The organism is Sphingomonas flavalba (assembly GCF_047553045.1).
Lineage (GTDB): Bacteria > Pseudomonadota > Alphaproteobacteria > Sphingomonadales > Sphingomonadaceae > Sphingomonas_L > Sphingomonas_L flavalba_A.
On the sequence record NZ_CP180208.1, the window covers coordinates 2,376,081 to 2,395,966 of the forward strand.

Here is a 19,886-nt window from a genome sequence, read left to right on the forward strand (position 1 = left end):
ACGCGCCTTCCTATTCCGCCGGCTGCAGCCGGCCCTCCGCCGGCGGCCGTCGACGCGCCAGCCGGTCGCCGATCGCCCGGCACACGACGTAGAAGGTCGGGGTGAAGGCAAGGCCGAAGCCGGTGACGCCGATCATCCCGAAGAACACGGCGGTCCCCAGCGCCTGACGCAGCTCCGCCCCGGCGCCGCTGGCGATGACCAGCGGCACGGTGCCGAGGATGAAGGCGAAGCTGGTCATCAGGATCGGCCGCAACCGGGTCTGCGCCGCGCGCACCGCCGCCTCCGTCACCGACAGGCCGTCGCGTTCCTCCGCCTGCTTGGCGAACTCGACGATCAGGATCGCGTTCTTGGCGGCGAGCGCGATCAGCACGACAAGGCCGATCTGGGTCAGGATGTTGTTGTCCATCCCGCGTATGTTGACGCCAACCATCGCGGCCAGCAGACACATCGGCACGATCATGATGATGGCGAGCGGCAGCGTCAGGCTTTCATACTGTGCCGCCAGCACCAGGAACACGAACAGCACCGCCATGGCGAAGACGATGCCGGCGGTGTTGCCCGCCGCCTTCTGCTGATAGGCCATCCCGGTCCATTCATGGCCATAGCCGCTCGGCAATACGCTGTCGGCCAGCTTCTCCATCGTCGTCAGCGACTGGCCGGACGAATAGCCCGGCGCAGTGTCGCCATCGACCTCGACCGCCGGGAACAGATTGTAGCGGACGACACGGTACGGCCCCGCCTTGTCGGCGAAAGTGGCAACCGCGCCGATCGGCACCATCGCACCGGAATCCGAGCGGGTCTGCAGGCTGGCGATGTCTGCGATCGAGGACCGGAACGGCGCGTCGGCCTGCGCCGTCACCCGCCAGGTGCGGCCGAGAAGATTGAAGTCGTTGACATAAGCCGAACCCAGGTAGACCTGCAGCGCCTCGAACACCCGATCCGGCGGCACGCCCAGCATCTCCGCCTTACGGCGATCGATATCCGCGTAGACCCGCGGCGTGTTGGTTTCGAAAAAGGTGAAGATCTGGGTCAGGCCCGGCGTCTCGCGTGCGCGGTCGATCAGCGCGTTGCTCGCATTCGCCAACTCCTGATAGCCGCGACCGTTCCGGTCCTGAACGATCATCCGGTAACCGCCGGCGGAGCCGATGCCCTGGATCAGCGGTGGCGGGATGATCAGCACCGTCGCCTCGTCTATGTCCGCCACGGCACCGCGGGCATTATTCAATATCTGTTCGTAACTGACGCCCAGCCCGCTGCGCTCACCGAACGTCTTGAACGGGAAGAAGGCCGTCGCGGTGTTGGGCGCCATCGTCTGCGACGCGCCGTCGAAGCCGGCGAACGCCACCGATCCACGAATGCCCGGCTGCGCCTGCAGCCGTTCCGCCACCTTGCGGACCACTGCATCGGTCCGTTCCAGCGACGCGCCCGGCGGCAACTGCATCACGGCCATCAGATAGCCCTGATCCTGCGCCGGAATGAAACCGGACGGCGTGACCCAGAACACCCCGCCAGTCACGGCGATCAGCGCGCCGTAGACGATCATCACCCGCTTCGGCATCTGCACCAGCCGCCGGGTCGTATCGGCGTACCAGACGCTCAGTCGGTTGAGCCAGTCGTTGAAACGCTCGCCGGCGCGGACGAACACCCGCCGCCAGCGCGCCGTTCGTTCGGCACCTTCCTCCTCCTGCTCCACGTGCGGCTTCAGCATCAGCGCGGCGAGCGCCGGCGTCAGCGTCAGCGACATGATGAGCGATATGACGGTGGCCGTCGAAATGGTAATCGCGAACTGGCGATAGAACTCGCCAGAAATGCCGGTCAGGAACAGCGTCGGCACGAAGACGGCACACAGCACCAACACGATCGCGACCAACGCCGCCGCCACCTCGTCCATCGATGCGCGCGCGGCTTCCAGCGGGCGCAAGCCCTGCTCAAGATTGCGTTCAACATTCTCGACGACGACGATCGCGTCGTCGACGACCGTGCCGATCGCCAGCACCAGCCCGAACAACGACAGAGTGTTCAACGAATAGCCCAGCGAGGCCAGCACCGCGAACGTACCGACCAGCGATACCGGTATCGCGATGACCGGGATGAACGACGCGCGCCAGCTTTGCAGGAAGACGAGAATGACGACGACAACCAGCACCAACGCTTCAAAAAGCGTTTTCTTCACCGCGCTGATCGATTCGGCGATGAAATCGGTCGGGTTGTAGATGATCCGATATTCCAGCCCTTGCGGAAACTGGGTCGCCAGATCGTTCATCGTCGCCTTGACGGCGTCGGACGTGGTCAGCGCGTTGGTGCCCGGCCGCTGGAGCAGCGCCAGCACCACCGACGGCTTGCCGTCCAGATAGCCGTTATTGCTGTAATCAGCCGCACCCAACTCCACGCGCGCGACATCGGACACGCGCACCTGTCGCCCGTCTGCATCGGTGCGGATGACAATGTCCGCGAATTGCTGGGGATCGGACAAGCGGCCCTGAGTCTCGACGTTTAGCTGGAAAGCGCTTCCGGTGGAGTAAGGCGGCTGACCAAGTGTACCGGCAGCGACCTGGACGTTCTGCGCCCGCAACGCCGCGACAATATCGCCGGCGGTCAGGTTAAGGGCGGAAGCGCGACCAGGGTCGATCCACACCCGCATCGCATAATCGCGCGCACCAAATAGCTGGACGTCACCAACGCCATCGACCCGCGCCAGCACGTCGCGAATCTGAGTCAACGCATAGTTCGACAAATATTGCTGGTCTAACGACCCGTCCGGCGAGACGATATTGACGATCATCAGGAAGTTCGGCGACGCTTTCAACGTCACCACGCCCTGACGCCGCACCTCTTCCGGCAGCAACGGCAGCGCCACAGCGACCCGATTCTGGACCAGCACCTGAGCGGTGTCGAGGTCGGTCCCCTGTTTGAAGGTGACAGTAATCGTCACCCGCCCGTCGCCGGTCGACTGCGACGACTGATACAGCATGTTGTCGACGCCGTTGATTTGCTGCTCGATCGGCGCAGCGACGGTTTCCGCCAGCGTCTCGGCAGAGGCGCCAGGATAGGTCGCGCTGACCGTCACCGTCGGCGGAACGATGTCCGGATATTGCGCGACCGGCAGCGTCAGATAGGCCAGACCGCCAACCAGCGCGATGATAATCGCGATGACCGCCGCGAAGATCGGCCGGTCGATGAAGAATCGGGAAAGGCGCATGCCTTCCTCCCAACAAGAGCAAAACTAGTTGGCGGCGAGGGTTGCCTGCGCGGCAACCGGCGCGACAACTGGCGCGACCGTTTCAGCCTGCGGCGTTATTCGCCCGGCCTTCGGCGTCACCTTCTGGCCGGGGATCGCCGATTGCATACCGGCAATGACAACCCGATCGCCCTGTTTGAGGCCACTGCGGATAATGCGCAGGCCATCGACCACCGCGCCAACCTGAACAGTTCGGGTCACAACGCCGTTGTCAGCGCCCACAACCAGCACCGTCTTGCGCGCCAGATCGGTCTGGACGGCGGCGTCCGGCACCAGCAATGCGCGCACCGTACCGCTGCTGCCCAGCCGCATGTTGCCGAACATACCCGGCGTCAGGAAATAATCGGGGTTGTTCAGCACCGCCCGCCCGCGAATGGTGCCGGAACGCGGATCAAGGCCGTTGTCGGTGAAATCGAGCGTGCCTTTCCAGCGATAATCCGTCTCATCCTGCAGCCGAATCTCCACAACGGCGGGCGCCGCACCGGCATCGCGGTTGCGCCGCGCCTTCAGGAACAGCGCCTCGGACGCGTCGAAGGTGAAATAGATCGGATTGAGCGCGTTGATCGTGGTCAGCAGCGTGCCCCCGGTCCCTTCGCCGCCAGCCACAAGGTTGCCTGCATCGACACGCCGGTCGGAAATGCGTCCGGCGATCGGCGCGCGCACCTGCGTAAATTCCATATCAAGCGCACGCGAGCGGTTGCGCGCCTCCGCTGCGGCCAGCGCCGCCTCGGACGCGCGCACGCGGGCGCGCAGAGCATCGACCTCACCGGCGGACACCGCCTCGTCCGCGATCAGCCGGGTCGCCCGCCCCAGATCGGCCTGGGCCAGCGCCACGGCGCTACGCGCACTGGCGACATTTGCCCGTGCCTCCGCTAGTGCGGCGGCGAACGGCCGGGGATCGATAGTGAACAACAACTGCCCCTTGCGGACGATCTCGCCGTCGCGGAAATGTACCGCAGTGACCGCACCGGACACGCGCGGGCGAATTTCCACCGTCCGACTCGGCGCGAAACGACCGACATAGTCGTCCCACTCGCTAACCTCGCGAACCAACGGCTGCGCAACCGTCACATTCGGCGGCGCCTGCGCGGCCGTCGCTTCCGGCCGGTCGAACAGCATCATCGCCGCTGCCACCACCAGAGCGATGATGATCAGCGCAAGGCCGCCGCGCTGCCACGGCGCCAAGCCGGCAACCCGCTCGCGCAGCCCAACTGAAGACGGCGCGGCATCGGCGCGAACGACAGACCCCTGCATATTCATGCCGGCACGCTCAACGGCGCGGCGACAGAGTCGGGCCGATGACCCTGACAGAAACTGATGCGGACCATGTCATTCCTTTCGATCCGGCACGGCACCGTTGGCACCATGATCACCCACCTGCCCCTTAAAAAAACCGACGCGCCCCCTCTGGCCGGGATGCCCATGGATACCCGGCGACGCGAAAGCGGCCCATTCCGCTCAACGGAACGGTTATGTCCGCCAATAGTTTAATTGGCCGCTTGCACGACCGGCCCCCTCCGGCAGTCGCGGATGAAGCCTCCGCTTTTGATCAATTCAATACCGATCGGTACATATATTGATATTGCACCGCGTCAACCGCTCCAGCCTCATTCCATCACATTTATTTTCTTGGAGCGCGACGGCGCACTACCGCCCCGGCCAGATAATCAGGCTCGTATCGACGAGCTGTTCCAACTGACCGCGGCTTGCACCGGTCCCCGCCTGTACCGCCATACCTTGGAGAATGGCGATGAGATAGTGGGCAAGCGCCCGCGGCTTTACTCCGGGAGGAAAATCGCCATCGGCCGACGCGCGCTCAAACCTGGCAATCAACGCCGCCTCACCCGACGCGCGCCGCGCGATCACCTCCGCCCGGATCGATTCCGCTTCGAGCCCGCAGGCGAGCGAACTGATAACGCTCAGGCAACCGCGCGGGTCCTCGACACCGCAGTGAATGTCGACCGCGCCCCGCAACAGCCGTTCCGCCACCTCGCGCGCGGTAGGCGCGTCGAGCGCGGTCTTCATATACGCCATCTTCTCGCGCTCGTAGAGGTCGAACGCCTTGCGGAACAGCATCTCCTTATTGCCGAACGCAGCGTAAAGGCTCGGCCGGGTGATGCCCATTTCGCTGGTCAGATCGCTGAGCGAGGCCCCTTCATAACCGCGCTGCCAGAACACGCGCAGCGCAGCCGCCAGCGCCACATCGACGTCGAACTCGCGCGGCCGCCCCTTCGCGGGTGCCAGAGCTGTCAGACCTTCCATACCGATCGGTATATAGTAGACGCGCCCGCGCCCGCAACCAATGGTGCGGGCTGCTGCGCGAACAGAGGAATCAACTGACCAGCCTCGGCGCAACGTCGAATGCGACCGTCAACCGCTCACCGGCCTCGAACGGAACCGTACCGTGCCACATGATCGACGGGAACAGCGCCAACCGCCCCGGCGCCGGCTCGATACGGCGGATCGGCGGCAGCGCAAGGTTTAGTTCGGGCGGCGGCGCGCCGACGCTAAGCCAGCCGGCATGCGGGTCCCCTTTGCCAATACTTGCGGGCAGGGCGACATAGAGCGCGGAACTGTACCAGCCCATCGGATGGGTATGGCTGGCGTGATGACCGCGATCGGTCAGCCGGACCGACCATGAACCACTGAACCGGACATCCGCCGGCCGTGCTGCGCCCAGTACCGGGTGGGTCCGGTCCTCTGGCGGCAATTGCGCGGCATGAGCACGAACCGCCTCGACAATCACGGCGCGTAACGCGCGAATTTCCGGCTCATCGCGCGAAAACAGCGGCCCGTCGGTCTGGGTACCACTGCGCACAGACTGGTCAAGATGCTGATGGGTTGCCAGATGGAGCCCGCGCAGATGCTCTGCCAGCGCAGGCAAATCCGGTATTTCCGCAGCAAGATCGATCGTTCCGACCAGGCGCGGGTCACCCATCAGCCAATCAGCGCGCGGATCGCCAAGCAGGCGCCAGATCGTCGCCATATATGGCCACAGAAGATTCGCCTCCGGGTGGGTAAGAAACGGCTGTGCGCGCGACGCGGCCTGGTCGAACCGGCCGGTTCGCAACAAATGGCGGACATGGCGGACGACAAGCGTCATGTCGTTTATTTCCAGCATGCGGTCAAAGAGACGGTCCGCCCGCGCATGGTCACCCAGTTCTGACGCGGCAGTCGCCTCGTTGGCGTCGAATGCCGCGTCCGGCCCGGCAAAGCGACGCCCACGTTCTATAACCTCCAGCGCCTCCGTCATCTGCTCGGCGTGGATGAGAAGGATGATCAGCGCCCGCCAGAGCGACAGATCGCCGGGCGCGGTGGCTATGGCGCGCTCCAGCGAACGCGCGAACCCGCCGCGCTCCCCGGTCATCCATCGCAGCCGGGCAATCTGTTCGTGTCCCGGCAACCAGCCGGGATGTTGCACGAGCAGCGCGTCGAGTCCGTCGATCGCAAGGTCGGTCCTGCCTTCGGCAAAGCGCGCGGCCGCTCGGCCCAGCAACACCTCTCCATCGTTCGGGGCAAGCCGCCCCGCCCATTCGAACAGCGCGCTGGCCGGTCGCCCCGCCTCCAGCGCGACGCGCGCCCGCCCATGCGCGATGGAAGCATCGTCCGGCGCCAGATGGGCCGCCGTCGCCAGCGCCGCCGCCGCCTCGCCATGGCGATCGAGCGCCCGGTTCAGCAGGCCAATAAGCTGCCAGACGACGGCGTTATCCGGCTGGGCACGCGCGACCTCCGCCAGCAATGGCAGCGCCGCTTCCTCCTCAAACCGGTCCAGCGCGGCGCGGCCATAGGCGAACGCCGCCTCCGGATCGGCCAGGTTTCCACCCAGCCGGGCTGCGAGTTCATCGAGCGGGACATGGTCAAAGTCCGGCATTCGGCCCGCCCTGTCCCGCCGCCAGCATGGCCGATACGGCGTCCCGCTCAACCGGACTCAAATCGGGATGCCAGACGTCGATTATGAACACGACCCGTAACGCTTCGCTGCCATTGGCGGCCTCATGTTCGATCGTATCGTCGAAGACGAATGCTTCCCCCGGGGTCCACGAGCGCGTCTCCGCTCCAACCCTGAACCAGCAATGGTCCGGTACGATCAGCGGCAAATGGCACACCAGACGGGTGTTGTTGACGCCGACATGCGGCGGAATGGTCGTGCGGGGCGCCAAGAGCGAAAACATCGCGTTCGGTGAGCACCCCGCCGCGCGCGGCTGGGGAATTTGTTCGAGGACTGCCATCGTGCGCGGGCAGTGCCGCGCATTCTCCTCCACGCGCCGCCCATCCTTCCACAAATGAATCGCTGTCCAATTCCTTGAGCGGTTCAGCGCCTTCCACTGGCGAAGCGGCACCTCGGCCGGATACTGGATATAGGGTTCCAGAAGCGCATGTTCGGCCGCCATGACCGCGTGGAATTCCGCCAGAATGGCATCGCAGGCATGTTCAAGGGCCAACAGCCAGGGAAAGCCGGCCCGGTCATGAAACTCGCGCTCCACCAGGCCGGGATAATGGAAATGCGTCGGTTCCGAATGATAGGGTCGCGTCAGACGCAGCGCATTGCTTCGAAAGCGCGCCATCCGCCTCGCTTCGTCCGCGCTCGCTCGTTTTTCGAACGGCGCCATCGCCACACCGAACCGCTTATCGGCCTCGGCAATATGGGCGCGATGCACCGCTTCTGCGTGGGCAACAGTGGCGCTCATCTGCGCGGGCAGCGCTCCGGCCGGCCGCTGCGCCAGCGCGTTGCCATAGGCCTCGCCCGCGCGTGGATTTCCGGCCCGCTCCATCAGACTCGCCTTGAACAGCAGGGCAACGAAATGCAGCGGATCGCTTCGTAGAGCGCCATCGACCGCCCGCTCGGCTGCCGCGTCATCACCACCGGCCTTGCACATCGCCGCAAGCTTCAGCCAGCTGTCCGGCGGCGCCCCGTTTTCGGCGGTCGCCCGCTCCAGCAGGGCACGCGCGCCGCGAATGTCCCCGCGTTCCGCCGACCGGTCGGCCGCGAGAATGAGCTCAGCCGCGCTCTGGCCTGCGGCACCGGAAGAAGCTTGAGTCATGTTTTCGTTCTAACCGAGGGCACCACAAAGAGAAACGGCGGACCATAGGCCCGCCGCTCCCTCTTCACGATAGGTAACGCCTTAGAAGTCGAGCGTGATACCCGCGTAGATGTACCGACCGAGCGCGTCATACACGTTCGGGAAGGTATTGCCGGAGCAGAACACGCTCGGGCACGCATTGACCGCCGAGCTCGACCCGTTCGCGCCGACAATCGGCGGGTCCTTGTCGAGCAGGTTCTGCACACCGATGCGGAAGGTATAGTGATCCGCCAGCGCGAAAGTCGTCGCCAGGTCGAAGTAGCTCTGGGACGGGATCTTCGCGTTGAACGGCACATACGGCCCGTTCAGCGTCGAGTTGCTGCTGGCCAGGTCGATCTTCACGCTCGAGAAGTAGCGCCACTGAAGCGACACACCGATACCAGACGGAGAGGTATAGGTGAGGCGCGCCTTGTGCCGCCAGGTCGGGTTCGGAATGCCGCAGGTCAGGCCATAATAGCCGGCGCAATCATAGGGCTCCGACACACCGTTGTCGGTGGTCTTCTTGTCGAGCCAGGTGCCGACCACACTCGCGCTCAGCGAACCGATATCGCCGATCTCGTGGGTGTAGCTTGCGTTGACGTCGACACCCTTGGTGCGCAGGCCACCGATGTTGGTCGGGAAATCCTCCACATAGCCGTCCGGCGACCGCCACAGCGAACCGGTCGGGTCACGATGGATCAGGCCGCAGAGGGCCGGATCACCCGTGGTGGCGCACTGCGTAATGATGACGTCCTGACCATACGCCTGGATCGTGTCGGCAATCTTGATGTCGAAATAGTCGACCGTCGCGACGAATCCGGGAAGGAAGCGCGGCTGCAACACCACACCCAACGACTTGGTCGTCGCGACTTCCGGCTTCAGCGACGACACGCCACCGATCAGGCCGTTATACTGGCCCGCGGGGTTGCCGGCGATGTGGCCGTACTGGGACGCGGTAACGCCGGTAAGCGCACACTGCGCCGCCGTGAATTTCGGCGTGCTACCGGTGCAGTCGTCCGAGTTGCCGTTCAGCGCGACGCGAACCGGAGCGAACAGCTCCTGAATGTTCGGCGCGCGCACCGCCCGGTTGTAGCTCGCACGGAACCGAATGTCGCGAACCGGCGCAAAATCGATGCCGAACTTGTACGTGTCGGTCGAGAAGGAGTTGGCGCCAACGCTATAGTCCGAATAGCGATAGCCCGCTTCCAGTGTCAGACTGTCGATGAAATCGTTCTCGACGATCGGCAAGCGCATTTCGCCGAACACTTCCTTGACGTCGTAAGAGCCGGTGATCGACAGCGTCGCCGCGCCCTGGCCGGCAAGGTCGCCGTTGGTGAACGCGGAGTCGGTCCGCAGTTCCAGCGATTCCTTGCGATACTCAACGCCCAGGTTGACGCCCAGACCGCTGGTCGCCCACGGCGTCTGCAGGCCATACTCGCCAAGCAGACCGGTGATCGACGCACTGAACACGCGCTCCTGCGTGTTACCGCGCTGGAAGCCCGGGGTCTGAAGATAGTTCAGCGCTGCCGGATCGACATTGTTCAAGGCGAAAATGTCGTAAGGGACGCAATTCAGGTCGGTCCCGGCGAGAGTCGACCGGCAGGTCGGCACGCCACCCGGACCGGCGACCACGTCCAGCGCCTTCGTCAGCCGCTCGACCGAGAAGTCGTTCAGATAGGTCTCCGAGAAGTTGGTCCGCCCGAACAGATAGTACATGTCATAGGAGAAGGCCGGGCTAAGATCGCCCTTCAGGCCACCCACGACACGGAAGCTGGTGTGCTGCAGGTCATCCTGACGCGGGCCGCCTTCGACGTTGCGCCGCAACGCCTGGAGGAAGCCGCGGTTGTAGGTACCACCAGTCACCGGATCGATGAAGTCGATGACCGGGTAGATCACGCCGTTATCATCCTCGGCATCGACCAGCGGAAAGCCCGTCGGCAGCACCTGATTAACAAGGTTGCCCGGAGCACAAACGATGGCGAGCTGCTGAGCGGACAGCAGCGCGTTGTCGCAGTTGATGCTCAGCGTGTTGCCGAAGTTGCCCGACGGCGCGATCTGAGCGACCGTGCGGTCGTCCATGAACATCGCTTCCAGGTACGGCTTGACCGCGCTGCTAACCTCATATTCCGCAAACAAGCCTGCGGTGTAGCGCTCGTCCGGCCGCTGGTAATAGTTGGTCGGCGCGAAGTTATACGGCGTGAAGCCCGGCTCGAACGTCCGGTTGGCACCGACCTGCCAGGTGTTCGAAGCCCAGTCGAAGAATGTGCCGTTGGCCGAAGTCGCCGAACCGCCGCAGTCGACGACACGGGCCGGATCGGCCTGCAACTGCGACAGGCTGCGCGCCTGGCTGGCGCAAGCCGAATAATCGCGACGATCCTGGGTGACCGCGCGGACCTTGCGATAGCCGGCATAGGCCACGACATGGCCGCGGTTGTCGTCACCGAACGAACCGCCGAAGACAGCGTTGATGTCGAACGTCCCGCCGTCGGCGACATTGCCCTTCGGGTTGCCGAAACCACGGCGCTCCATCGCCGCGTCGAGGATCTTGCCGTTGTTGGTGTGCTGATAGAAGCTGTACTGGCTGTCGAGGCGGAAGCCTTCGAAGTCGGTATCCATGACAAAGTTGACGACGCCCGAAACGGCGTCCGCGCCATACACCGACGATGCACCACCGGTCAGCACGTCGACACGCTTCACCAGCGCCGCCGGAATGGCGTTGAGGTCGGCCGCGGAAGTGGTCGGGTCACCCGGAACCAGCCGGCGCCCGTTGATGAGAACCAGGGTCCGCTCCGAACCGAGGCCGCGCAGGTTGACGGTCGCCGTACCGGTTGCACCGTTGGCGATATTGCCACCCTGCCCCGCGAACACCTGCGGTAGCGAGTTCATCAGGTCTTCCGGACGGGTCGTGCCCTGAAGTTTGAAGTCCTGGCTGTTGACGACGGTAACCGGGCTGACCGATTCCAGGTTCGGCTGCGGAATGCGCGAGCCGGTGACGACGATGTCGGCAACACCCTGATCAGCGGTTTCGGCACCCGGCGCGACCTGCGCCGACGCCGGCGTCGCAATCAGCGCGAGTCCCAGCACGACCGGCGCAACGCCGATGCGCAAGCCCGCGAGCTTGGCTTTCTTTGTCACAATGCGTTCCTTCCCTGTTCGCGGCACGGGCCGCGCGTCCCCACTTCAGCCCGCAACATGTCGGACGAAGCACTGAGCCCGATGTGTCCCGGTCCAGAAGGAGTGTAAAGCTGCAGGGCGCGGAATAGGCCAACTTCTCCGCAACGTGTCACTAAAGTGCAACGGTGCATGTGGCGCAACAGCCGCCCTATCCGAACGGATTAGGCTGCCAAATACTCAGGGTTGTTTTGCGCCTGAAACGACACCTTGCTCCGTCGCTGACGCTACGGCATCGGGCCGGCAAGCGGCCTTGGATCGATGCGGGCGTCGCGCCATTTCATCGACCAGTGGAGGTGGGGCCCCGTGGCGCGGCCGCTCATGCCGACAGTGCCGATCGGGTCACCGCGGCGAACCGCCAGCCCTTCCTTCACGTCGATCCGCGCCAGGTGGAGAAAGGCGCTGTTCAATCCCATGCCGTGGTCGATAATCACCAGATTACCTTCGAGGGTAAACGGCTTTTCCGTCGCCAGAACGACGACCCCGTCCGCCGGCGCGACGATCAGAGCGCCCGATCCTCCCGGCGCGATATCGACGCCGGAATGATAGGCGCCGGGCTCGCCGCGATAAATGCGTTGCGAACCGAACACACCACTAATCCGGCCGCGCACCGGCCACAGGAAACGTTGCCGCCAGCCGTCACTGGCGGCGTCGACACGACGGGCCGCGGCGATCCGCGCCAGTTCCGGCGCGCGCAATTTCCGAAATGCCTCGCTCGGTGTGCCGGCGCTGCGGGCGATATCGACCCGCTCGATCGCCCAGGCGCCCGGCGCCACGGCCAGGCGCTGGCTGTGGGTGCGCCCGTCGGCCAGTGTCGCTACCAGCGTCGCCCCCGGCGCGGCGTCACGGTCAAAGCCGATGACGAAACGCCCGTCGGAGGAGAGCCCGACCGACCGGCCATCGAGCGCGAGCCGGACCGTGCCGGCGGGCGCGGTACCGACGACCAGCCCGCCCTGCACAAAGCCACCTTCGAAAGAGAAGGCAACCGGTGGCGGCGGGGGAGTATCGCGCACGGCCTCGACCACCGGTACGGGCGACGGTGGTTCCGGCACCGGTTGGGGAATGGCCGCGCAGCCGGCAACGATGAACGGCGTCAGCAGAGCGGCCATGCGCCGCCGGACATCGTTCATCGCGCGAGCATCGCCTGCGTCGAAATCTCCGGTGAAGCGTAAGGCTCCTGCCGCTCGACCGACCAGTAGCGCAGCATGTCGAGCGGGATGCGCTCGCCGCTGACCGCGCAGACGACATGGTCGCCGTTGGCGATCATGCGGAAACCGTTGGGCATATACTGCAGTCGCGCCGGGCGGCCCTGGGACATCAACATCGCTTCATCACTCCTATAACAGGGTCGGCTGGTCGGGCTTGTCCGCGACATAGGCACGCCCGCCGGTGCGCTCAACCCGGACATCGACGCTGCCGTCGGCGAAGTGAAGGCTGAGCGCCGCGGCGGAGCGGGCGGCGGCCGCGTCGGCAACAACCGCGCCTGACGGGCGCGCCGCGACCCAGGCATAGCCGCGCGACAGCACATTGTCCGGGTTCAGGGTGACGGCGACGCGCCAGACGGCGGCCAGCCTGTGCGCCGCGCGATCCAGCCCGGCGCGAAGCAGGCCGGGGCGGAGCGCGCCGCCGGCGCGGGCGAGATCGCCGCGCGCATCGGACAGCCGGCGACCAAGGCCGCGCCGCAGCCGTTCGCCGAGATCAGCGGCGCGCTGGCGTTGCGGGTCGAGCAGCAGCGCCGGGGTGGGCAGCAGGCGCGCAAGCCCGGCCAGCCGCTCGGCACCGCGCTCATGATAGCGGCGGGCGCAGCGTTCCATGCGGGCGCCACGCTCGCGCAAGCCGGCGAGCAGCTCGGCGCGGACGGGGACAGCGATCTCGGCGGCGGCGGTCGGGGTCGGCGCGCGCATGTCGGCGGCGTAGTCGGCAAGCGTGGTGTCGGTTTCATGGCCGACGGCGGAGATCGTCGGGATCGAGCAGGCAGCGATGGCGCGGACGACGACTTCCTCGTTAAACGCCCACAGATCCTCGATCGAGCCGCCGCCGCGGGCGACGATGACCAGATCCGGCCGGGGCACCGGGCCGCCGGGAGAGAGGGCATCGAACCCGCGCAGCGCGGCGGCGACCTGCTCGGCGGCACCGGCGCCCTGGACGGCGACCGGCCAGAGGACGACGCGGCTGGGGCAGCGGTCGGCGAGGCGGTGGAGGATGTCGCGAATGACCGAGCCTGTCGGCGAGGTTATCACCCCAATCACACCGGGGAGGAATGGCAAGTTGCGTTTGCGCTCCTGTTGGAAAAGCCCCTCCCCGGCCAGCTTGGCCTTCAGCTTTTCCAACAGCAGCATCAGCGCGCCTTCACCGGCCAGTTCCAGCGATTCGACGACGATCTGGTATTTGGAGCGGCCGGGATAGGTGGTCAGCTTGCCGGTCGCGATCACCTCTATGCCGTCTTCCGGGCCGAACGGCAGGCGGGCGACGGTGCCTTTCCACAACACCGCGTCGATCAGCGCCTTGTCGTCCTTCAGCGCCAGATAGGCGTGGCCGGACGCGGCGCGCTTCCACCCGGAAATCTCACCGCGCAGCCGGACATGGCCGAACCGGTCCTCCACCATCCGTTTCAGCGCGCCGGACAATTCGCTGACGGTCAGCGCCGGCGCGTTGTCGCCAAAGCCTTCCTCGGCTACGAGCCGGCCGGCGGCGTCGAAGGAAGGGGTATCGGTCATGAAAGTCCTGCTGCTGGGATCGGGCGGGCGCGAAGATGCGCTGGCGTGGAAACTGGCGCAATCGCGCCTGCTGAGCAAGCTTTACGCCGCGCCGGGCAACCCGGGAATCGCGCGGCACGCCGAATGCGTCGCGCTGGACGCGACCGACCATGCGGCGGTGATCGCCTTTGCCCGCACGCAGGCGATCGCCCTGGTCGTCGTCGGACCGGAAGCGCCGCTGGTCGACGGGCTGGCCGACAGCCTGCGCGCCGCCGGCATAGCGGTCTTCGGCCCCGACCGGGCGGCGGCGCAACTCGAAGGATCGAAAGCCTTCACCAAGGCGCTGTGCGCCAGCGCCGGCATACCGACCGCCGCCTATCTGAGCACCGATTCGACCGACGCGGCGCTGGACGCGCTCGCCCGGTTCGGCCTGCCCGTGGTGATCAAGGCGGACGGTCTGGCGGCGGGCAAGGGCGTGGTCATCGCCACCACCCGCGCCGAGGCGGAAGCGGCGGTGCGCGCGCTGGCCGGCGGCCCGCTGGTGCTGGAGGAATTCCTGGAGGGCGAGGAAGCCAGCCTGTTCGCGATCAGCGACGGGCAAAGCGTCGTGCCGTTCGGTGCGGCGCAGGACCACAAGCGCGTCGGCGACGGCGACACCGGCCCCAATACCGGCGGCATGGGCGCCTACAGCCCGGCGCCGGTGCTGACCCCGGCGCTGGAGGCGCGGGCGATGGCCGAGATCGTCGAACCGACGGTCCGGGCGATGGCGGCGGCGGGGACCCCCTATTCGGGCGTGCTCTATGCCGGGTTGATGCTGACCGCCGACGGACCGAAGCTGATCGAATACAATGTCCGCTTTGGCGACCCGGAAGCGCAGGTACTGATGCCGCGCTTTACCGGCGACCTGCTCGAACTGATGCTGGCCACCGCCGAGGGGCGGCTGGCCGAAGCGCCGGCGCCGGTGTTCAGCCCGGACGCCGCGCTGACCGTGGTGATGGCGGCGAACGGCTATCCCGGCACGCCGGAAAAGGGCGGCAGCATCGCCGGGCTGGACGCCGCCGAGGCGACCGGCGCGACGCTGTTCCACGCCGGCACCGGCCGGGACGCCGACGGCGGGCTGATTGCCAATGGCGGCCGGGTGCTGGCGGTGACCGCGACCGGCGCCAGCGTCAGCGCGGCGCGCGACGCCGCCTATCGCGCCGTCGCCGCGATCCGCTTCCCGACCGGCTTCTGCCGCAGCGACATCGGCTGGCGCGAAGTGGCCCGCGAGGCCGGCGCCTAGCCGGCGGGGGGCACCAGCCGGTAGACGATGCCGTCGACCGTGGCGGTGGTTGGCGCGGCGGCGACCGGCATGCTGCCGCCCCGCGCCTTCAGCGCCGCCTGTATCCGCCGCAAGCGCCGCCGCACCGTATTGGGGATCACGGTGCGGGCAAGGCCGCGCAGCTGCCAGCGCAGGCTTTGCCACAGCGACGATATCGGCGTGACCGAATAGACCGCATTGGCATGGACGCCCCGCCGCAGGCGGTAGCCGAGCGGGGTGAGATGCGTGGCGATCCAGTCTTCCGACGGCAGGTTTTCAAGCAGGATGATCGGCTTGCACCGGTGGATGATGGCGAGCGCGCCGGTCAGTGCCGGTTCCTCGAACCCCTCGACGTCGAGCTGGATGATGCTGACCGCCCGGTCGGCGGGGACGATATCGTCGATCCGCACGATGCGGATCGCTTCCCCCGCGCCGACGGCGTGCGACGGCGCCCCGGTCTGGATATAGCTCAGTTCGCCAAGCAGCTGGCCGATCGCGTCGTGGGTGGCGATTTCCGCTTCGCTGGCCGCATCGCCCAGCCCGGCATGGGTCAGCACGACATTGTCCAGCCCGTTCAACTGGCCGGTGATCGCCGCGCAGACATAGTTGACGTGAACCGGCTCGAACGCCCACAGCCGGGCGCCGGGGGCGAGCGCCCGCGACACGCCGGGCAGGAAATCGCCGAAGAAAGTCCCGGCGTGGACGACGTCGTCGGCACCGGCATGCCGGCGAAGAAATTCGATTGTCCGCGGTTCGTAGACGCCGCCTCCAGCGACGACACGCGCGCATTGGCGCAGGGGAGAAGCGGCGGGTACGCAGTAGGTGCCCAGGCGATTGCGGGCGATCAGACAGATCAAATCCTGCGCGGGCGGAAGGCCCCGGTCCGATGCTTGCATCCTCTGTTTCCCTTCGCATTCGCCTTTCTTCGGGGGTTGGAGAGAAAATGACACAGGCCCGCAAGGGTTGCAAAGAGGCGGTTTCGGCTTAGGATTCGGCGCGGAATCGCAAGGGGGAATGCCATGCCCGCCAATTGGCCTTTGATACTGCTTGTCCTGCTGGTGATCGCCGTCGGCCTGTGGTGGCTGCTCGGCCGGAGCAAGAGCATCGACACCCGCACCGGCGCCACGCCCGATGCGCCGAAGGTGCCGGAAGCCCCGGCCCCCGCGCCGCTGGAGCGCGCCACCACCCCGCCGCCGGTCGCGCCGCAGCCGCTGACCAGCGCGCCCGCCCCGGCAGAGGCCGCGCCGGCACCGGTTGCCCCGCCTGCCCCGCCGGTCGCGAAGACAGCGCCGGCAGCAAAGCCGGTCCCGGCCAAGCCGGCCGCCCCGGCGAAGCCCAAGACCGTGGCCAAGGCACCGGCGGCGAAAGCGCCCGCCGCGCCGAAGCCCACCGCGAAGCCGAAAGCCGCCGTCAAGCCGAAAGCGGCGCCCGCCGCCACGCCGGCCACGCCGGACGACCTGCTGCTGCTGAAAGGCGTCGGCCCCAAGCTGGCGGTGCTGCTGAACGAGCTGGGCGTCAGCCGTTTCGAGCAGATCGCCGGCTGGAGCGATGCCGAGCTGGCGCGCATCGACGCGCAGCTGGGCGCGTTCAAGGGCCGCGCCGCCCGCGACAAGTGGGTCGAGCAGGCCGGTTATCTGGCGAAGGGCGACACCGCCGGTTTCGAGGCGAAGTTCGGCAAGCTTTGACGGGCGGCGGCATTCGCCCCCCCCGCTTCACCCCCGCTGAAGGGTATTGCAGCGAAGGCCCGGCGCTTTACTGGACACGCCTGACCGGAATGTGCCGGAATACGGGTGGCCCGCCGTGTCGAATAGCCAGCCGGACGACCGGTCAGGGCTGGGCGGTGACCAGCAGCTTGTCGATCTTGCGGCCGTCCATGTCGACGATCTCGAAGCGCCAGCGCTGTTCGACGAAATGTTCGCCGACCGTCGGCAGGCGACGCAGCACCGACAGGGCGAAACCGGCCACCGTCGCATAGTCGCGATCGTCCGGCAGGGTGATGCCCAGCCGTTCGGCGAGCGTATCGGCATACATCGCGCCGGAGACGAGCAGGCTGCCGTCCTCACGCTCGACCAGATCGGGGTCGGTGCCCTCGTCGCGATCCGACACGAATTCGCCGGCAATCGCGATCAGCAGATCGGCCGGGGTCAGGATGCCGTCGAGATGGCCATATTCGTCGTGGACAACGACCATCGGCACTTCCGCCGCGCGCAGCGCTTCCAGCGCGTCCATCGCGTCGAGCTGGTCCGGCACCGCCTGCACCGGGCGCATCAGCGCGCGCAGGTGGAGCGGGCGACCGGCGACCAGCGCCGCCATCACGTCCCGGCTTTGCAGCACGCCGACGACGTCGTCGACCGAGCCGTCGGCAACCGGCAGGCGGGTATGCGGCGTTTCCGCCAGCCGCGCCGCGACGGTCGCGGCATCGGCGTTGACATCGATCCAGTCGATCTGGTTGCGCGGCGTCATCACTTCGCGCACCGGCCGGTCGGCGAGGCGGACGACGCCGGAGATGATCGCCCGTTCGCTTTCCTCGATCACGCCGGAGCGGCTGGCTTCGGCGACGATCAGTTGCAGTTCCTCCGCCGTCACCCGCGCGTCGCGTTCCCGCTTCAGGCCGATCAGCCGGAAGATCAGGCTGCTGCTGCGGTCGAGCAGCCAGACGATCGGCGCGGTCAGCCGGGCCAGCCACAGCATCGGTTTCGCCATGAACACCGCGATCGGCTCCGGCGTGCGCAGCGCGATCTGTTTCGGCACCAGTTCGCCGACGATCAGCGACGCATAGGTGGTCAGGCCGATGACCAGCGCGAAACCGATGGTGCGGGCATGCGCCGGATCGACGCCGAGCCGGGCAATCCGTTCCGCCACCGGCCCGCCGAGGCTGGCCCCGGAATAAGCGCCGGCGACGATGCCGATCAGGGTGATGCCGATCTGCACCGTCGACAGAAACTTGCCCGGATCGGCGGCGAGGGCCAGCGCGGCACGGGCGCCGGGGCGGCCGGCCTTTTCCATCGCCTGCAGCCGGGGGCGGCGGGCGGAGACGATCGCCAGTTCCGACATGGCGAACAGGCCGTTGAGAGCGATCAGCGCGAGGATGATCGCGACGTCGAGCCAGGGGAAGGGAGAGAGCGGCGGCATGATGCGGTCAAATCCCCTTTGCCGCGAAACTGTCCGTTTCACAACCATGCGATCATCACCGGTTCAGCGGGAACCGATCAGGACGCGGGCGGTTGAGGTTCAAACCATATCGTTACGGGGACGCCATATGCTCGCATCATCCTTTACCCGCATCATCGCCGCGACCGCGCTCGTCGCGACCACCGCCGCCTGCACCACCGACCCGGATACCGGGCAGCGCCGCATGTCCAAGGCCGGGATCGGCGCGATCGGCGGTGCGCTCGGCGGCTATCTGCTCGGCGACATCGTCGGCGGTCGGCACGACCGGACCGAAAAGGTGCTGGGTGCCGGCATCGGCGCGCTCGCCGGCGCCGGGGTCGGCACTTATATGGACCGGCAGGAACGCGAGCTGCGCGCCCGCACCGCCGGCACCGACGTCGACGTCCGCCGCGATGGCGACAGCCTGGTGCTCGACATGCCGTCCAACGTCACCTTCGCCACCGACCAGTCGGCGATCGAGCCGCGCTTCCGCACGACGCTCGACCAGGTGGCGGACACGCTGGCCCGCTATGATTCGACGCTGGTCGACGTGTACGGCCACACCGATTCGCAGGGCAGCGACGATTATAATCAGGCGCTGTCGGAACGGCGGGCGCGCGCGGTTGCCGATTATCTCGGCATGCGCGGGGTCAACCCGGCGCGGATCGGCACCCGCGGTTTCGGCGAGAGCCAGCCGATCGCCAGCAACGACACCGCCGAGGGCCGCGCCGCCAACCGCCGGGTCGAGATCCGCATCGAGCCGCTGCGCGCCGAGGACGGTCGGCGGTACTGACGCCGGCTGGCTTTGGGGCGGTGCCGGTTCAGCGCCGGCCGTGCCGGTTCAGCGCCGGCTGGCGAAGAAGGTCCTGAGCAGGGCGGCCGCCTCCGCCTCGCCGATGCCGGGGTAGACCTCCGGCCGGTGGTGGCAGGTCGGCTGGGCGAAGATGCGGCCGCCATGCTCGACCGCGCCACCCTTCGGATCGGCGGCGGCATAATAGAGCCGGGCGATCCGCGCATGGGCGATCGCGCCGGCGCACATCGCGCACGGCTCCAGCGTGACATAGAGCGCGCAATCGGTCAGCCGCTCCGCGTTCAGATGGGCGGCGGCGGCGCGGATGGCGAGGATTTCGGCATGGGCGGTCGGGTCGTTCAGCCGGCGGGTGGCGTTGGCGGCGCGGCCGACGATCACCCCTTCGCGCACCACGACCGCGCCGACCGGCACTTCCCCCGCCGCGCCCGCCTCCGCCGCCAGCGCGAGGGCGATCCGCATC

15 protein-coding genes are annotated in these 19,886 nt (G+C 67.0%); 3 read left to right on the plus strand and 12 right to left on the minus strand.

Translation table 11 applies throughout. The features are described from left to right. Window positions 1-10: 10 nt before the first annotated feature. The 9 genes from ACMT1E_RS11380 to xseA form a co-directional block, all read right to left on the minus strand. A complete protein-coding gene (locus tag ACMT1E_RS11380; protein ID WP_414900343.1) occupies window positions 11-3,199 on the minus strand; it encodes an efflux RND transporter permease subunit in 3,189 nt (1,062 codons plus the stop codon). A 24-nt stretch (window positions 3,200-3,223) separates the two neighbouring features. Further along, on the minus strand, window positions 3,224-4,498 hold the full coding sequence (locus ACMT1E_RS11385) for an efflux RND transporter periplasmic adaptor subunit (RefSeq protein ID WP_414900344.1): 1,275 nt from the start codon (window positions 4,496-4,498) through the stop codon (window positions 3,224-3,226). A gap of 387 nt (window positions 4,499-4,885) precedes the next feature. Further along, a complete protein-coding gene (locus tag ACMT1E_RS11390; protein ID WP_414903403.1) occupies window positions 4,886-5,500 on the minus strand; it encodes a TetR/AcrR family transcriptional regulator in 615 nt (204 codons plus the stop codon). Window positions 5,501-5,570: 70 nt separating this feature from the next. Then, on the minus strand, window positions 5,571-7,109 hold the full coding sequence (locus ACMT1E_RS11395) for a 2OG-Fe(II) oxygenase family protein (RefSeq protein WP_414900346.1): 1,539 nt from the start codon (window positions 7,107-7,109) through the stop codon (window positions 5,571-5,573). Then, the gene (locus ACMT1E_RS11400) at window positions 7,096-8,280 is read right to left on the minus strand and encodes an aspartyl/asparaginyl beta-hydroxylase domain-containing protein (protein ID WP_414900347.1); all 1,185 of its coding nucleotides are present in this window, start codon (window positions 8,278-8,280) and stop codon (window positions 7,096-7,098) included. The genes ACMT1E_RS11395 and ACMT1E_RS11400 overlap by 14 nt, the downstream gene beginning before the upstream one ends. An 81-nt stretch (window positions 8,281-8,361) precedes the next feature. After that, the gene (locus ACMT1E_RS11405; RefSeq protein ID WP_414900348.1) at window positions 8,362-11,460 is read right to left on the minus strand and encodes a TonB-dependent receptor domain-containing protein; all 3,099 of its coding nucleotides are present in this window, start codon (window positions 11,458-11,460) and stop codon (window positions 8,362-8,364) included. A gap of 236 nt (window positions 11,461-11,696) precedes the next feature. Beyond that, window positions 11,697-12,599, minus strand: a complete 903-nt coding sequence (locus ACMT1E_RS11410; RefSeq protein WP_414900349.1) for a M23 family metallopeptidase — start codon at window positions 12,597-12,599, stop codon at window positions 11,697-11,699. Then, window positions 12,596-12,793 (minus strand): DUF2093 domain-containing protein, encoded by a 198-nt coding sequence (locus ACMT1E_RS11415; RefSeq protein WP_414900350.1) that lies wholly within the window; start codon window positions 12,791-12,793, stop codon window positions 12,596-12,598. Before ACMT1E_RS11415 ends, ACMT1E_RS11410 begins: the two co-directional genes overlap by 4 nt. A 13-nt stretch (window positions 12,794-12,806) precedes the next feature. After that, on the minus strand, window positions 12,807-14,186 hold the full coding sequence (xseA, locus tag ACMT1E_RS11420) for an exodeoxyribonuclease VII large subunit (RefSeq protein WP_414900351.1): 1,380 nt from the start codon (window positions 14,184-14,186) through the stop codon (window positions 12,807-12,809). Here xseA and purD point away from each other — a divergent pair. Then, the gene (gene purD / locus ACMT1E_RS11425) at window positions 14,185-15,447 is read left to right on the plus strand and encodes a phosphoribosylamine--glycine ligase (protein WP_414900352.1); all 1,263 of its coding nucleotides are present in this window, start codon (window positions 14,185-14,187) and stop codon (window positions 15,445-15,447) included. The two genes, xseA and purD, sit on opposite strands and share 2 nt — an antisense overlap. Here purD and ACMT1E_RS11430 read toward each other — a convergent pair. Continuing rightward, a complete protein-coding gene (locus tag ACMT1E_RS11430) occupies window positions 15,444-16,361 on the minus strand; it encodes an FkbM family methyltransferase (protein ID WP_414900353.1) in 918 nt (305 codons plus the stop codon). The two genes, purD and ACMT1E_RS11430, sit on opposite strands and share 4 nt — an antisense overlap. 123 nt (window positions 16,362-16,484) lie before the next feature. Here ACMT1E_RS11430 and ACMT1E_RS11435 point away from each other — a divergent pair, with 123 nt between their 5' ends. Then, a complete protein-coding gene (locus ACMT1E_RS11435; RefSeq protein ID WP_414900354.1) occupies window positions 16,485-17,150 on the plus strand; it encodes a hypothetical protein in 666 nt (221 codons plus the stop codon). Between the two features lie 142 nt (window positions 17,151-17,292). Here the strand turns inward: ACMT1E_RS11435 and ACMT1E_RS11440 are convergent, their stop codons facing one another. Further along, the gene (locus ACMT1E_RS11440; protein WP_414900355.1) at window positions 17,293-18,597 is read right to left on the minus strand and encodes a hemolysin family protein; all 1,305 of its coding nucleotides are present in this window, start codon (window positions 18,595-18,597) and stop codon (window positions 17,293-17,295) included. Window positions 18,598-18,724: 127 nt separating this feature from the next. Between ACMT1E_RS11440 and ACMT1E_RS11445 the strand changes: the two genes are divergently transcribed. Beyond that, window positions 18,725-19,408 carry an OmpA family protein gene (locus ACMT1E_RS11445; RefSeq protein WP_414900356.1) on the plus strand — a complete coding sequence of 228 codons (684 nt, stop codon included), beginning with the start codon at window positions 18,725-18,727 and terminating at the stop codon, window positions 19,406-19,408. A gap of 48 nt (window positions 19,409-19,456) precedes the next feature. Here the strand turns inward: ACMT1E_RS11445 and ACMT1E_RS11450 are convergent, their stop codons facing one another. Then, entirely contained in the window at window positions 19,457-19,885 is a 429-nt protein-coding gene (locus ACMT1E_RS11450) for a nucleoside deaminase (RefSeq protein WP_414903405.1), read from the minus strand. Between the last annotated feature and the right edge of the window lies 1 nt (window position 19,886).